Source organism: Bradyrhizobium sp. DOA9 (assembly GCF_000617845.2).
Taxonomy (GTDB): Bacteria; Pseudomonadota; Alphaproteobacteria; order Rhizobiales; family Xanthobacteraceae; genus Bradyrhizobium.
Map to the genome: position 1 here is coordinate 6,580,296 of NZ_DF820425.1, position 15,817 is coordinate 6,596,112.

The following is a 15,817-nucleotide window of genomic DNA, read 5'->3' on the forward strand; positions in this document are numbered from 1 at the left end:
GATGTTCTCGTCCAAGGAGACATTGCCATTCCAGGACCAACGCGGTCGCTCAGTTTCGAGTGTCATTGATTTTCCGACGTACTCGAGCTTTGGTGTTGCTCGGGCCTCGTCTTCTGTGGCGTCGAAGGAATATCCGCTCGCCACGAAAGGAAGTCGTCGTTCAATCTTGCCCTCGTCTAGCCCATGACCGCACCCCGCCGACCGTTACCGGCATGATGTCGGACACGTCGACAGTGAACTGAAAAATCGTCTCCGCCCGCTTCGACTCCTCAGGATCGTGGAACGTGAGATACAGTTCCCAACAATCACTGTGCATGCGGCACACTTGGCTCTTCTCCACCGCGATGCTTCTGAGCGCGCGTCGTTCGCTGAGAGCCTTGGCAAAAGCGGTCACCGCCTGCAAGCAGTTGGTCGCGGCAAAGTTCATCGCGCGGTCGCGCGAAGTCATACCGTGGTTCCGCAACTCGTAATACACTCGACGGAGGAATCCGGCGATCGCGGCACGAAGTGCCTGATAATCGGCGCCCTCGCCGTTCTTCCCCAACGCGGAGTTGACGACCTCCTGAACGAGCGCGTTAATGTGCCAGCCATAGATTCCGCGCATATCCGCCACAGCGACCACCGGCAACTTCGCTCGTGAGAACATCTCGACCGTCCCGCCGGTACGCATGCCGGGAATGCTCACGCGCTCAATGAAGCCTGGCGAATCCTCCGGCTGGATCTGCCCATTCAGGAGGTCGAGCAGAATGCCGTAAATCTGGTCCGCATATGGCCCCTTGGGTGCAAGCGCATAGATTGGACAGCCATCCATCTCCAAAGTCCAGATGATACAACGCCGTTCAGTCGGATTGAGGTCAAGGTAGTCGACGAGATCGCTGACGTTGTAAGGATTGGCTCCCCTGATCTCACCGCGCTCCACGGCCTGTGCCATGCGCTGCTCGAGCGTCTGGACACCAAGCTCGGTGCCCAGATCGTAGGACAGCCGGCCGAGAGCGTAGACGAGACCGGAATGCGCGGTGCTCGTCGTGACCGACGCGCCGCCAACGCTTGGCGAAAGCAAGCCACTCGGCGCCTGGACCACCGGATCCTCCGGCATCACTCCAATTGCGACCGTCTCGGCAACCGAAGGGGTCATGCCTCCGTTCGACGCGCGAGGCGTTCTATCGCTCGAAAGCTTCGATTGAACCGTGACGCCTCGCTCGAAAAGACACGCAATATTGCTCGACGCACCGGTACCGGCGTGTTCTTGGAACAATGCGTCCATGGCCGATGGCAGGTCCATAACGCCTCGAAGGCACCGCTGCGGCTCGTCGACAATCGCAGGATCGCAGGCTCGCGCGGTGTCGAGCAATGCACTTCGGATCGCTCCCGCGTCGACCTCTTGTCCTTTCTGCAATTGGCGGCTCATGAGCAGCGCGGCAATGCCGGTCACGACAGGCGCGGCGAGGCTGGTCCCTTTCTCACGGATCGGCTCTTCGGTGCAGGGTTGGGCACAGAGGATCCGTTCGCCCGGCGCCATAATGCCGTCGTTGTCATAGTTGCCACCCCAATTACTGAAGTCGAACGGCCTTCCATCGTCTTTCAACGCGCCGACCGCTAGCGTGCCCGGCAGCACCGCAGGTATGCAGCGGCAGGCGCCGCTGTCATTGCCGACAGGTGCAACAATCAGGATGTTGGCCTCGAGGCAATTCCTCACTGCCCGAGCCAGCAGGTCATGCGGTTCGTCGGTTTGGGTCGGAACGCAGGCGGCGCAGTGAATGACGTTCGCTCCCAATTCCTGCGCGAGTTCGAACGCTCGGGCCAAATTGAGCGCGGACATGAACTCCCCGTGATCCCCTGGCTCGTTCAGCGGCACGACTATTACCCGGCAGTGGGGTGCAATGCCGGGTGTCGGGGAATGGGGCTGCCCTGCAATCGTGCTGGTGACGTATGTCGCGTGGCGATCGCCAAGGATTCGATTGAGTACCTGGGGTGGAAATGCATCAGCAAGCCGCTCCTGCTGTACATCAGGCTGCAGCTCGCTTTGCATGATGGTTCGATAGCAAGCGTGTTGCTCAGCGGTAACAGGCTCGGCCCTCTTATGCCAGAAGGGATATCGCTTCGAGATTTGAGCCTCGCGAAAGCAGCTCAACGTGAGGTCGGGATCGCCGTCAAGAATGACAATGGTGATCCGCGGATCCCCTAACGTCGACTTCCGCAAGGTTCTCAGTCCGGAGAGTCGATCGTCCAGATCATGAGCATACTCGGCCAGTGCCGTCGCTCCGCCGGCTTGCGGATCGTAGTCAGGTGCCGCCGCCACGGCGCGCAGGGCTTCCTGGGAGGATTCACCATCCCTGCGGGATGCCCTGCTCTCATCGCGGGGCGTTCCCAGGATGAACCCTCCGACAGCCGCCTCCTCGAGGAATTCCAGTCCCGTCGCGCCGGCGAGCGGTTCGTGGGCAATCTCGCCCACTGCGCAACCTCCCAGGTTCATGGCGGTGGCCGCCAGATAGAAATTCTGCAGCAAGACGCCAACATTCTTGAGCACCAGCGAGTAGCCGAGATACTGATAAGCCTCCAACATGCGATCAAATCGCGCAGCGATGACGAGCAGGATCTGCGGCTTGCTTTCGCGGGCAGTCGCGCCAAATGCTTCGTCGATCAGCGCAAGAACGTTGCTGTCGCTCTCGTCCTTGATCTTCTCCAGTTGATGGTGAAGGGGATCGTAGTGATAAAGACCTGCATCGAGACCGCGGCAGTGTCGAACGACTGGATAGAGCTCGAGCTCGTAGCGCGCTCCGCTACCTGGATAGGCACGCTCGCTGAGCAGGGCATTCTGATCAGCAGAACCGGAATTCGCCAAATGTCCAAACTTGTCACGGAACGTGCAGATGCTCTTCACGCGCGCGGCGTGATGGAGCAGTTCGCCGAACTGCTCCAGCGTGATCGGGTGCTTGTCGTCAAACGACCGGATCGACCGCCGGGCTTCCATCACGGTCGTGAAGGTCGGTTCATTTCCAGTGACTTTGATCATGCCAGGCTTGGGCAAACGCAGTACCTGCTGACCCATCGCCGGCTTGACGACGGGAACGGCCGTTTCGTCCTTTCCTGGCCCCCCGATCCCGAGCTGTGCTTGGGACTTTGCAGCAACGTCCTGCCAGCGTTTGCGCGCGTGAAAGATCAGGTTGTGGAAGTCCCACATGCGAAGTTCAATCGACTCGCCGTCTCCTCCAGCCAGGAATCCCCCGCGCCACAGGAGCCGCATGAACGCATCGACTACGTCGGTCGACAAATCCGCAACACGGCAGAGAGCTGCGATTGAACGGGGCACGACGAGCTCCGACAGCAGCTTGCCGGCCCGGGGATCGGTCAGGATCACGCGAAATTGCGAAAGCGGAGATTCCAGAACAAGCGCTCCTCCGAATGGACGCAAATAGGTGAAACGCGACAGACGAAGCGATTCATGCGACGGTCCAGGCGTAGGCTCCCGTAACTCTGCGAGTTCATTCAATGCCTCCATTACGGCCAGCGGCGGAACTGACCAGTTCGATCGGTCGATATCAGCCCCACCCGGCGTGCGCGCGGGTCGCACCTCGTCGAAGAGTCGGACGACATTCTCCCCGGCGCCGTGCGCCTCGTAGGACGATAAACCCAAGAGCTGTGCGAGATTGGGTCCACTCATCGTTGCGCCACCATCCTCCTGCTGCCGACCATTGACCACCGGACGGTTGTGTCAGATCGCGGGGGACGCTCGCCGAAGCTCAGCAGAACGCCCCCAGCCTTGTGTTCGTCAACTATTGCAGACCGAAGATCTGCGATCGTCGACTTACTTGTCGTCGCCCGAGGCTGCGCAGAAGCAGATTCGGATGCATTCGACCGTTGCCGAGGCGACGACGCCGGACAGCGTCTCCTCCGACAGTTCAGCGAGCAGATCGGACTTTTCGCCGACCTTGACACGACGAACCGGCGCAGATTGCTGCGGAATGAGCTTCATGTTGGGCTTCATAATCATTCTCCTTGAATATACGACGCTTGCTCGACCATTTTGGGTGGGTCGCTTAACCCCTCCTCCCTAAGGAAGAAGCCCTGGCCGCCGAAGCACCCCTACCTGCCCGGAACGCTTCGGCGAAAAGTCAGAACGGCATTTGCGTTCGGTTCAGTTCGGATTCAGGTGTCGGTGCGTTCAGCCATCCCAGTTGCACTGGAACGTCATAGAGACGGCCCGGCGCGAACCGTTGCCAAAAGAAGCGCATCCCTGGAACTACGACTTTCACGACGCTCAAGCCGATGTCCGGACGCGTAAGGTCGAGCACCAGGACTTCGAGGCCGCGTTTCCGCATGACGCCGACCGCGTCCAATAGCTCGTCGCGTATGTCGCCGGTCCAGCTGCCTGCGAAGTCGCGCGATTTTCTGGTACGCAAAGCAGAAGCCGGGACCAGATAGGGCTTGTTCTGCAGGGACGCGCCGAGCAGCCACGCAGCGCTCTCCGGATCGAGCTTCTCGTCCGGTACCTTGTCCAGCTCGAGACCGACCTGGCTCATCTCCGTGAGCGCGCGGGTGATCGCGATACGGGCGTCGAGATGGGCACCGTAACCGATGATCAACCGTTCCGCGCCTGTACCGGTTTTGCGCGATACCGCCGCCATCACGGGAATGCCGAGATCGGCGGTTAAATCCAGCACCCAGAGTTCGCGGCCGATGTCGCGATAGTAACGCCGCAGATTGTCGAAGTACTCATCGCCAAAGCTGGTCAAGTCGACGACGGGGCGTTGGACAGCGTTGTACCACCACATCGAAACGCTGTCGCGTTCGACGACTTCGAGAAGGCCCTGGAGTATCGCCTCCTCCAGCGTGTTTCCTGCCGCGTTGCCGTTCGAATCGGCGCGACAGAAATCGTGGTCCGCGGGCAACCGGTACCAAAGGTAGCAATAGGCCGTCGGCAGTAACTTGTGGCACTGATCCGTAAGCGACCACAGCGGCGTCCACTCGATCGCGCGGGTGGAATCGAAACGCATCGGGATCCAGTCATGGCCGATCGACTCGGTATTCAGCTCGTCCCGGCTCGCATACTGGAGTTCACTGAAATGAAGGCAGCGTTCCGGATGAATCGCCGATTCACCCAGTTCGGCGAGCGTAGCAAGTTTGCGCGGCTCGTCTCCTTGATAGATGAAGGAGTACCGCTCGATCGCCTCGCAGAGCCCGCTTGCGCGGGATTGAGCATCCGTTTTTCCCTTGCCGGAACTCTTATGGCGCAGGATCTGCCGAAGGCCACGCAACGATCCGACGCTGCCCATACTGTGGCTCGCCTTGTAGGTGTGAACCAGGGCATTGTCGGGATCGGAAATCCTCGCAAGTTCGGTTACCACACCAGAAATCGGACTGATGAGATGCCTGTACCGCTCGAGTGTCTGCTCGGGTGTCATCGACCTGTGCCCGCTATCGTCGACGTAGCGCTTGGGCGACGGTTTCAAGTCGATGGGATGAAATCCGCGTTGACTGAGCAGCGTGGGATCGCCGCAACAAGGACACTGAGGACGACGGGGAAGGTTGTGCGCCAGGTACTCCTGAGTGACATGGTCAAGGCTCAGGATCTTGCCAACCAGAGTACCGGTCCGGCTCGTCGGGGCTTCAGGGCGCCCTGTAGACCGCACCGCGGTCCATTTTGCAATTTCACTGGTTGCCCAATTGAGCGCCAGCCCCACCGTCGACGGTAACGCAGACCGCGACGTGGGCAAGCAGGCCGTCGATCCAGCCGGCATTTTGCGTTGTCTGAGAATTGAACTCTTGATCTCAACATTGCCGTTGAGACGATGCGCGAGACACTGCCAGCAACCGGTCTCGCCCGGCACGAAAATCGGACCCAGCCAGACCACACTGCCAACAGGCTTGACGATCATCCAGGGACGGCCGGTCCTGACCGCTACGTCGTTGAAGTCGGCGAGTTCGGGCCGCAGATAATCGTCAGTTACAACGACCTGCAAGTGGAGCCCATCGGGTGTTGCACCAATCGATCTCGGATACGCTCTGCACTCGACCGTAAGACCGACGTCGGAAAGCATATCAGCCAGCGGCCCGCCTTCGGCCTCGCCAATCGAGCTCACCGTAATTGCGGTTCGTTGAAGGCAAAGTCCCACTGAACCGGGTTCAAGACCTAGCTCGCTCCAGAATGCCGCCGGCCCCGCCGGCATGCCATCGACGGCATCACGGAGATAATCAAGCCGCCCGAGCCGCTCGAGCACATGATCAATATGATCGGGGGATACGGTCTCAGACAACAGGCTGTGAATCTCAGCAACCGAGTGTCGACCGTCGAGAAATGGCACAACGGCGCAATAGAGCCTGCCGGTCAAGACATGGGACTCATGCTCCCCCAGCAGATACACGTGCATCGGCTGAACGATTTCAACCCGGAGATTCGCTTTGATGCAGGGCTTGGAAGGCGCTCCGCCTTGCTTTTGCGAACCAACCGAGACGGTGTGCATCAATCCAGGCATGTTGTCTTCCGCAAAATCAACGAACCGAGAAGGGCTTGCTTTCGGATCTATCGACCCAACGCGCACCATTTGGCACGACCCCACGACCTGCCCTCAGGCCCATATTCTGCCCCTGCGAAAAGGAGCTGCCGCAGCACGAGTGGCCCGCATTTCCGACGCGGGCGCAGAAGTGAGGGGACGCAAGTAGTACGTCGCGTTAGATCGAAGAACTGAAGCAACCTCCGGTTCGGATCGTTGATCGGACTCGCCCGTCTCTCGACGGGATTTGGTGCGAGGCGTGTTTGGCTTCTTGCTCATCGAACGCTCTCCAACGTTTTCGTTGCTGAGGGATCTTCACTACGATTCCGCCGGCTGCCATCAGCCCGCAAGAGCCGCGCCAGGACAGCGTCAGAATCGCCGCCTGCTCGACGCAGACGACGTGACCTGCCTGTAACCGCGATATCGGAATGACGCCGGGTCGTTGTAGTTGGCGCCAAACACCAGATCGACCCAGACCGATCCGATGTGCACGGCCTCTCCTTCCGTGAGGTTCACGCACGACGACGGATCGACGAGGTCCGGAGGGGTCAGCGGCCTTGCCGAACGCATTACTGGCTTGGTCAGTGTTGGAAGGGCCATGTCGTGTTTCCTCCAGCAGTTAGAAAGCCGACGTCCAGAACTTCACGTCGCCCATGGCGACCGGTATCAAGTCACTAACGTCGATCGTGTATCGGAAGTTAAGCTTCGCTTTCCGATTGTCCTCAGGATCGAAGAACTTCAGCTTCACGTCCCAGCAATCGCTGTCCATTCGGCAGAACGGACTCTTGTCTACCGAAATCTCATCGAGCTGCTTTCCTTCCGTGATCGGGTCTGTGAACACCTGCATTGCCTGGAAGGCGTTTGTCGCGCCGAAATTGAGTGCTCGTTCCTGCGATGTCTTTCCGAGATTTCGCAGGTCGTAGTAGATGCGGTTGAGAAAGCCGCTGAGAGCCCTGCGGATCGCTTCGGCCCGATCGGAGTCCTCGGGGATGCTGCCCTTTCTCAATGCGAGTTCAACCAAGGCATTTGTGTGCCAGCCGAACAGGCCGCGCTTGTTCTGGGGTTCGATGACGGGGACCACTTGGCCTGAGAAGAGCCGAACGGTGCGCCCGGTCAACAGCCCCGGCACGCTGACGCGCTCGATGTATTCCTCTGCCGTCTCTGCCCGGATTTCGCCGGAGAGCAGTTTACGGAGCTCGTCGTATACGTCGGCACCATAGGGGCCTGCGGGTTCCACGACATAGACCGGCGTCATGTCGATGTTGAGGGTCCAAATCAGGGAGCGGGCTTCCCACGGATTCGCAGTCAGATAGTCGACCATCTGGCGGGCGTCGTACGGATTGGCCGGGAATGTACGAAGCGGGTCGGGGACGGGATCCTCAGACGGACGCCCGGTTTCCCTGTCGATCGCTGGCATCGCCTGCTTGAAGCTGTCGCGCCGGGCCTCCGTCCCGAAATCAAATCCGAGCACCCCAATCGCGTACACGATGCCCTCAGCCGCGGCGACTTCGTCGGGCGATTGGCTCGGGACAATGGCATTCATGCGGCTGCTCCGCGCGCGGCCTGCAATAATCGTTGCCCCACCCGTCGGCGTTGTCGACTTAGCCGACACTTGCCTGGCGTCGACGGAAGACGGACTCGTTCCGAATGTCTTCTCGGCGTGCTGTGGTTCGGTTTTCCCGGCCCCTCCAGCTTCCGGTTCAACTTTCTCGATTTCCTCACACGCACATTGAGGCGCTATCGCATTCTCTCTGGTCGTTGCTGCATGGGTCATCTGGTTGCTCCCTGTTAACGCATCGAAAGCGCCCGGCAAATTCAGCCTCCCGGCCAAACACCGGTTTGGATCTTCTGAGCTGAGTCCGTCGCATGGAAGCGCGGTGTCCAGCAGCAGCTGTCGGATTCCGAGCGGATCCGGCTTTTCTCCTCGGCTTGCCTGAAGACCCAACAGAAATGCGGCTGCACCTGAAACCAGTGGGGTCGCGAAGCTTGTGCCGTTTGCGCGGGTCGTACCTCCGCCGGGCTTGGCGCCCAGTATCTGCTCTCCTGGTGCCATCACCCCGCTCGTCCGGTAACGATCTCCCCAATTGCTGAAGTTCATTGGCCTGCCCTGTCGATCCAGGGCGCCGACGGCGAGGACGTTCGGAAGGGCAGCCGGTACATGCAGGCATTCGCATCCGTCATTGCCCGCTGCGGCCACGACCAGGATGTTGCGCTCGCAGCAAAGACGGACGGCGTTGTGGAGCCAAACGTCGGCTTCGCCGAAATCGGTCAACTGGCCGCCACTAACATTGATGACGTGCGCGCCATGATCGGCTGCCATCTCGATGGCTCGGGCCAGATCAAGTTGTGAAGCGTTGAGCGATCGGTTCGAATAGATCGGAATGATCAATCCGGAGCAATTCGGAACCATCCCCTGTACTTCGCTGTCGTGCTGGCCGAACAGAACACTGGCGACGTGAGTGCCATGCGCGGCGCTTTCACTCGCCTCCGATACGTCGCTTGCCACAAGCGAACTCAACAACGAGACGTTAGAACCACGAAAGCATGGATGACTGAGGTCTGCATGGCCGTCCAGGACAGCAACCCGGACGCTCGCATGCCCCCAGTTCGGCAAAAGCGGACTTGTTCGCGGCTGCATTGCAGGCAGGCCTCGATGCTCTCTGAAGTTTGCTCAATTTCGAGCCGAACATCGCTATTCGGCCAAACCGGACGAAAACCGCCCTCGCCGCAAATCAAATACGTTAGCTATGGCAACTGTTGGTGCACCCGATTGCGGAACCGGCCGATCAGACTTCGACCTCAACGCTGACGCAAATATCCGTAAATGGAATACATAACGTGCCTTCCGCAGAAAATCCCGACGGACGCACGCAACCGGTCGAAACAGAGTCCGTGCATTTCGTCAGAGGGTTACGATCAACGGGAGTTGATTGCACCGGAAGAGGAGATCTCGCCGAGCGACAGTGCCGCATAGTTCTGCTCCTTGTGAATTACTCTACCAGCGTGACTTGCTCTACCATTACTCTTATGCGCCCTTGGGTTGCATACTCCTCAGTTGGCGTATACTATCCAAGGCGAGCCGGATTCTCGCATCAACCTATTGCGACAGATCGGCAAAACAGGCATTTCGCTCCTGTGCGAACGCTGACAGCCAAATTGTCACATCGCTGCTGCACGAACTTATGACTTGAACGCAAGTGCGCGAACGTTATCCACTTTGAGCTTAGGCCATCACACGGAGGACTCATATCGGGTGAATGCCTGAGACCCAACTGCCACATCTAGTACTGGTTGAATATCTATTTCGAAGCAAGTTAGTATTTGCGAGCATTTTCGATTGTCGAGTTTGCCTCAATGTGCATGCGCGTCCTCCTGGCCCACGGGCAGATTGTCGTGCGTCGCGATCTGCGTGCCCTTATTGAAGCACGTGAGAACTTCGAAGTTTGCGCGGAAACGAGCAACGGCCCCGATGCAGTTGAGCTAGCGCTCCAGCATCAGCCGGACGTCGCAATCCTGGATATTGCATTGCCTATCATGGATGGCATTGAAGTCACACGCCAGATCCGCAAGGAAACGAGGCGAACCGAAATCATGATTTTCGCGATGCGCGACTCGACGGACAAAATCTTCGACGCGCTTGAGGCGGGCGCCCGCGGCTACGTCTTCAAGTCCGAAGCCGGCGACCGGATTGTGGAGGCGATCCGGACGCTGGCCCGAGGCGGCGCGTTCTTTTCGAGCCGCGCCGACCACATCGCGAATGCGTTCAATGCCGTCGAGCCCCAATTCGACAGTCATCCGACCGCGCTGACGATCCGGGAATGCGACGTCGTCCGCCTCATCGCGGAGGGCAAGAGCAACAAACATATCGCTCGTCTGCTCGACATTAGCGTCAAGACCGTGGAGACGCATCGCTCCTCGTCGATGCGAAAACTCAGCGTGCACTCCACGGCCGAACTCGTCCGATATGCCATTCGATGCAGGTTGATCTTGCCGTAGGAAACCACCAACGGAAACCGCTTGCGACTCGCAGGCTGGAGGTGCAGCAATGCCCGTAAGATGCGCGCTGGCCTATCCCAATGGGAAGGCCTACCTGTTCGCAAACACCCATTATTCGCGGCATAATTTCAGAAGCGGTCTGAGCGAGGATGCCAACCTCGATATCGCCGCGAACTGGCCGGGTCTCCCGAGCAACGCGCCCGACGCCGCTGTGCTTTGGGGGGCCGGCAAGATCTACTTTTTCTACGGTGACGAGTACCTGCGCTTCGACGTTCCCTCCGGCAAAGTCGACCCGGAGTATCTCCCGCCAAACCCACGTCCCAAGATAGTGCCAAACTGGGGCGGCCTGCCCATCAACCTCGATGCCATCATGAACTGGGGCAATGGCAAGCTCTATGCCTTCAAGGGCCCGTCGTACTTTCGCTACGATATCACGATGGAACGTGTCGACGCCGGCTATCCGCGCCCAATTGCCGGCAACTGGCCAGGGATCTGGAGCGACGGCATAGACGATGTTCTCTATCAAGGAGGCCGTTTTGCGTACTTCTTCAAGGAAGAGCGATACGTCAGATATGATGTCTATGCTGACACGGCCGACTCCGACAAGCCCCTGTCGGCTCTGACGCTTGACCCCGTTCCTTCGGGAATGGTTACGGCCGCGCGCGACCTCACGCTGGCCCAAGCCAATGAGGCAATGGGATATCTGATTGACCATGGCAAGCTGGCGCTTAGCGCGACACAGACCCCTTATAGCGGACCATGGACCGCAATTACTTCGCCTTCACCGTCGACCCATGTCGTGATCAGGCCGCCGATCATTGACGGAATTACCTATCAAGATGATGCTGGCCCCGCGCCTGTGATCGACAATGTCGACCAGAGAATGGTTGTCGCACTCTACCGCTTTGCCCGCTGGGTCAACGCTTCCGAGCCCACCATCGACATGATCAAGCACTTGGGCATCGGCCACGGCATCGGACCAGCCAACGACTGTCACAATCAGGGACGGGCGCTCGACTTTTCAGGCCTCGTCGGCACAAGCCTCGGGACACCGTTCAACAAGAGGATTCTCACCAACTGGGGCAACCTGCCGTCCACCGGCTCCGCCCTCCGGCTTAATCCGGCAACTGACCCGCTTGCGCACCAACTGTTTCTCACTGCATTCCGGTTCGGCACGTTCGAGTGCGAATGCAACGGCATCGGCGCTGCCAACAAATGGCCGGTCAAGAATGTCGGTGACCCGGGAGGGTTTGTCATTCACCCGGATTACGTCGACGTCGACGTTCCACCGTTACGCCCGAGCCACCAGAACCATATCCATATGCAGTTGGGGCCGACGCGGGCGCCCACAGCTTGATACAAATCGCAGCGCCATTCCTGATCTCCTGCTCGTCGCCCGCATAGATCGAGGGCGTTCCGCCGCAGGTCACGAGAGTGACAAGCGCATCAGCGAGGTGTCGCTCATCGCGCAGCTGGTTTGCGATGCCCGTGAGGTCGCGGCGGCGACGCCCGAACTCGCCATTAAAGCACCTGCTTTTCAAGAATGGCTATTGGGACTCGCAGCCTTCTGCGCCGTTCGGGATGTCCTGAGGGGCGGTTTCGGACGGTGCGACGTCGAGGCGGACCGCGACACCGCTGAGGTCCGGGCTCGGTGCCGGATAGAGCTTCATGACGAGCGGATCATGACCGGGTACGATGTGATCCGCATCCGGCGCGGCTGCCCGCAGCTTGTCGAAACCGGCCAGCATGTCGCCGACATGAAAGGCGGTCGTGTACGGGCGCTCGCTGGCCATGTTCTCGTAGAAGTGACTGACGTCGGAGGCGAGCACGACGAAGCCCCGCCGGGTCCCCACGCGGACGAACTGAAGACCGGCCGAATGCCCGCCGGCCGCATGGACCGTCAGCCCGGGCGCAATCTCGGCATCGCCCTCGTAGAACAGGACGCGGCGCGCATAGTTGAGGCGCACGATCCCGCAGACATCCTCGACCTCGAAGGAATGCGACAGCCTCGGATATTGCATGTAGCGTCCGGTGGCATACGCGAGTTCGCGCTCCTGCAGATGAAAACGCGCGTTCGGAAACCGGTCGAAATTGCCGGCGTGGTCGTAGTGCAGATGCGTGAGGATCACATCCCTGACTTCGGCTGCGTCGATGTCGAAGGCGCGGAGCGTTTCAACCGGGCAGCGCAGGAACGTCCGCTTGCGCTGCTTCGCGATCGCGGCATTGAAGCCGGTGTCAATGACGAAGACGCGCCCGCCTCCCCTCGCCACCCACATGAAATAGTCCATCGGCATCGGCCCGTCGTGCGGGTCGCCGCCGATGAAGTGCTCGCTCCGCCGCGCATCCCGCGTCGCGTAGCGGATGGCAAAGAGCTCGTATTCCGGCTCGCTCATCACTTCCACCAGCCAAATGGGACGCGGTCAGGACTCCGCGTCGACTTCCTTGAAGGCCTCGCGCGCGTTGCGGAAGGCGTCGATACCGGCTGGCACGCCGCAATAGACGGCGACCTGGAGCAGGATCTCCTTGATCTCCTCCTTGGTCAGCCCGTTCTTCAGCGCGCCTTTGACGTGCAGCTTCAACTCGTGCGGCCGGTTCAGCGCGCCGAGCATCGCCAGATTGACGATCGAGCGCGTGCGCCGGTCGACGCCGGGCCGCGTCCACAGTGCGCCCCAGCAGAATTCGGTGGACCACTCCGCCATGGTGCGCGTGAACTCGTCGGCGCCGGCGATCGACTTGTTGACGTAGTCCTCCCCGAGCACCTCCTTGCGAACCTTGAGGCCCTTCTCGAACAGTTCGGTCTTGCTCATGGTCGTCCCTTTCAGGTCTTGAGAAATTCTAGTCCGAAATCGTTTGGCCGGCCGGGGATGGCGGTCGCAGCGATCGCAGCAGTTCGGCGACGTCAGCCGCCGCATCGAGCTGCCAGACCGCGTTGATGACGCGGTCCGCGTCCCAATTGCTCTGGCCGGTCCGCACGCTTTCGCGCAGCTTGGCCTCGAGGTCGTTGTTCGAAAGCGGAGCCGCCTGGCTGCCGCGCGGCGAGATCACGGTCTCCGTGAGCACATCGCCGGACATCAGGCGCAGGATCACGCGCGCCGCGCCATCGGGCATCTCGTCGTCGCGCTCCGCCCTCACCTTCTGCCGCAGCTGGGCGGTATCCGGCCGGACGATGGTCTCGCGCTGGAATTCGGCGACGCCGGCGGCGCCGAGCAGCAAGCCGCACGCCACGCAATGATGGATGCTGACTCGCGCGTCGCGCTCGTTGTTGACCGGGCGATCGCCGCGCGCAAGCAGCAGCGCGGAGCCCTGCACCGTCACGGAATCGATCTGGTCGACCTGCCGGCCAATCCGCTTCCGCAACAGCAGGCAGGCATCGATGACCGCATGAAAGACGATGCCGGCGGGGTAAGGCTTGTAGGTGTTTTTCGCGATTTCCCAGGTCTTGCCGAGGCCGTCGAGCATGCGACCGATGTCCGGCTCGTCGCCCATGGTGCGCGCCCAGCCGAGCGGACCTTCAATGGCGCGCGGTGCGGCCTCATAGCCTTGCTGCGCAAGCAGGGCGGCAAGCAGCCCGTTGCGCGCTGCGTTGCCGACGCTGACATTCTTGGCGGCACTCGGCAGGTTCTCGACATTGCCGGCGGACTGGCTTGCCGCCAGTCCGATCGCATTCGCGATCCCCTCCGCCGGCAGGCCGAGCAGCTTCGCGCACGCCGCCGCCGCGCCAAAGATTCCGCAGGTCGAGGTAATGTGCCAACCGCGCGCGTAATGCCCGGGCGAAACCGCATTGCCGATGCGACACTCGACATCCACGCCGAGGATGAACGCTGTCAGCACCTCGCGCCCTGACGACTTCCGCGTCTCGGCGAGCGCCAGGACGGGAGCGGCCACCGGTGCAGCCGGATGAATGATCGTCTCGGGATGGGTGTCGTCGAAATCGAGCAGATTGGCCGAAACGGCATTGAGAAACGATGCGCACATCGCGTCCATCGACTCGGAATGACCGATGACCGTCGCGGTCGCGACACCGCTGAACGGCGACAGCGTGCGCATCGCAGCCATTACCACCGGATCGCGTGCGGATCCGAGCGCGGTTGCGAAGAAATTGAGGATCGATCGCCGGGCCTCGAGGCTCTGCGCCTCCACGCCCGTCCACGACGCCGCCGCGACAAAATCGGCGAGCGTCCGGCTCACGCTTGGAATGGGATCTTGCGGCACGTGGGACGTCTTCCTCGTTTTTTCGGACCTTATGCCGATCCGCGGCAAACTGTCGACCCCAAATGTTATGCTTGACAGCTTGTCAGACAATCATAACAATCCGGGCGCTGGCACGGGATCCCGCCGCCGCAATGACGGCGGTCGTCCAGGCCGGCCGGTGAACTGACAACGACAAGATCAAGACGGCGCACCCCGAGTGGGATCGCGCGACAGGGAGTGAACGATGGCGGGAGAGACGCTCGGCGTGATCGGAACGGGCCGCATGGGCAGCCCCATGGCGGGGCGGTTGATGGACGCGGGCTATTCGCTCGTCGTTTACGACACGCAGACCGACGCCACGCAACCGCTGGTCAAGCGCGGCGCCCTCGCCGGCAAGTCACCGGCGGACGTCGCCTCCCGTGCCGACATCGTGCTCGCCAGCCTGCCGACACCTGATGTCGTGAAGGCGGTGATGCTCGGGCAGGACGGCATCAGCAGCGGCACCCGTGCGAAGATCGTGATCGATCTCTCGACCTCGGGTCCCGGCGCGGCGAAATTCGTCGCTGAAGGCCTCAAAGCCAAGGGCATGACGCTGGTCGATGCCCCCGTCAGCGGCGGCATCAAAGGCGCCGTCAACGGCACTCTGGCCGTGATGGTGTCGTGCCCGCAGGCGACTTACGAGGCCGTGCAGCCGATCCTGAAGAATTTCGGCAAGCTGTTCTACACCGGAGACAAGCCCGGCGTGGCACAGACCGCGAAGCTCGCGAACAATCTGATGGCGGCGGCGGCGCTGGTGATCACGTCGGAAGCGGTGGCCATGGGCGTCAAGGGCGGCGTCAACGCCAAGGTGTTGATCGACATCATCAACGCCAGCAGCGGTCGCAACAGCGCCTCCGAAGACAAATTTCCCCGCTCGGTGCTGCCAGGCACCTTCGATTTCGGCTTCACCACCGGCCTTTCCTACAAGGACGTCCGTCTCTGCGTGGACGAGGCCGAAGCCATGGGCGTGCCGATGGTCTGCGGCGCGGTGGTGCGGCAGATGCTGGCGATCACCAATGCAAAGTACGGCGCCTCATCCGATTTCACTTCGATCGCCAAGGTGCTCGAGGAGTGGGCCGGGGTCGAGATGCGCGGCTGAG

11 protein-coding genes are annotated in these 15,817 nt (G+C 60.8%); 3 read left to right on the forward strand and 8 right to left on the reverse strand.

Translation table 11 applies throughout. The features are described from left to right. Window positions 1-160: 160 nt before the first annotated feature. The 5 genes from BDOA9_RS31130 to BDOA9_RS31145 all read right to left on the reverse strand — a co-directional run bounded on the left by BDOA9_RS31130 (window position 161) and on the right by BDOA9_RS31145 (window position 9,129). Entirely contained in the window at window positions 161-3,661 is a 3,501-nt protein-coding gene (locus tag BDOA9_RS31130) for a PatA/PatG family cyanobactin maturation protease (RefSeq protein ID WP_082847891.1), read from the reverse strand. A gap of 144 nt (window positions 3,662-3,805) precedes the next feature. Further along, window positions 3,806-3,985, reverse strand: coding sequence for a DUF5837 family cyanobactin class RiPP (locus BDOA9_RS31135; RefSeq protein ID WP_025037866.1), 180 nt, complete (start codon window positions 3,983-3,985; stop codon window positions 3,806-3,808). Window positions 3,986-4,112: 127 nt separating this feature from the next. Then, complete coding sequence (locus tag BDOA9_RS31140) at window positions 4,113-6,473, reverse strand: TOMM precursor leader peptide-binding protein (protein WP_210183845.1); 2,361 nt, start codon at window positions 6,471-6,473, stop codon at window positions 4,113-4,115. Window positions 6,474-6,860: 387 nt separating this feature from the next. Next, complete coding sequence (locus tag BDOA9_RS36985; protein ID WP_082847892.1) at window positions 6,861-7,091, reverse strand: cyanobactin biosynthesis system PatB/AcyB/McaB family protein; 231 nt, start codon at window positions 7,089-7,091, stop codon at window positions 6,861-6,863. Between the two features lie 19 nt (window positions 7,092-7,110). Next, window positions 7,111-9,129 carry a PatA/PatG family cyanobactin maturation protease gene (locus tag BDOA9_RS31145; protein WP_025037868.1) on the reverse strand — a complete coding sequence of 673 codons (2,019 nt, stop codon included), beginning with the start codon at window positions 9,127-9,129 and terminating at the stop codon, window positions 7,111-7,113. 722 nt (window positions 9,130-9,851) lie between these two features. Here BDOA9_RS31145 and BDOA9_RS31150 point away from each other — a divergent pair. Both BDOA9_RS31150 and BDOA9_RS31155 read left to right on the forward strand, forming a co-directional pair. Continuing rightward, window positions 9,852-10,487, forward strand: a complete 636-nt coding sequence (locus tag BDOA9_RS31150) for a response regulator (protein ID WP_025037869.1) — start codon at window positions 9,852-9,854, stop codon at window positions 10,485-10,487. Between the two features lie 49 nt (window positions 10,488-10,536). Beyond that, a complete protein-coding gene (locus BDOA9_RS31155; RefSeq protein ID WP_025037870.1) occupies window positions 10,537-11,844 on the forward strand; it encodes a hemopexin repeat-containing protein in 1,308 nt (435 codons plus the stop codon). Window positions 11,845-12,034: 190 nt separating this feature from the next. Here the strand turns inward: BDOA9_RS31155 and BDOA9_RS31160 are convergent, their stop codons facing one another. The 3 genes from BDOA9_RS31160 to BDOA9_RS31170 are packed head-to-tail and all read right to left on the reverse strand — an operon-like array spanning window position 12,035 to window position 14,675. Continuing rightward, a complete protein-coding gene (locus BDOA9_RS31160) occupies window positions 12,035-12,880 on the reverse strand; it encodes an N-acyl homoserine lactonase family protein (RefSeq protein WP_025037871.1) in 846 nt (281 codons plus the stop codon). A gap of 27 nt (window positions 12,881-12,907) precedes the next feature. Beyond that, on the reverse strand, window positions 12,908-13,294 hold the full coding sequence (locus tag BDOA9_RS31165; RefSeq protein ID WP_025037872.1) for a carboxymuconolactone decarboxylase family protein: 387 nt from the start codon (window positions 13,292-13,294) through the stop codon (window positions 12,908-12,910). A gap of 28 nt (window positions 13,295-13,322) precedes the next feature. Continuing rightward, window positions 13,323-14,675, reverse strand: a complete 1,353-nt coding sequence (locus BDOA9_RS31170) for an MmgE/PrpD family protein (protein ID WP_244521548.1) — start codon at window positions 14,673-14,675, stop codon at window positions 13,323-13,325. Between the two features lie 247 nt (window positions 14,676-14,922). On the opposite strand from BDOA9_RS31170, the gene BDOA9_RS31175 reads away from it, so the two are divergent. Next, complete coding sequence (locus tag BDOA9_RS31175; protein WP_025037874.1) at window positions 14,923-15,816, forward strand: NAD(P)-dependent oxidoreductase; 894 nt, start codon at window positions 14,923-14,925, stop codon at window positions 15,814-15,816. Window position 15,817 lies beyond the last annotated feature (1 nt).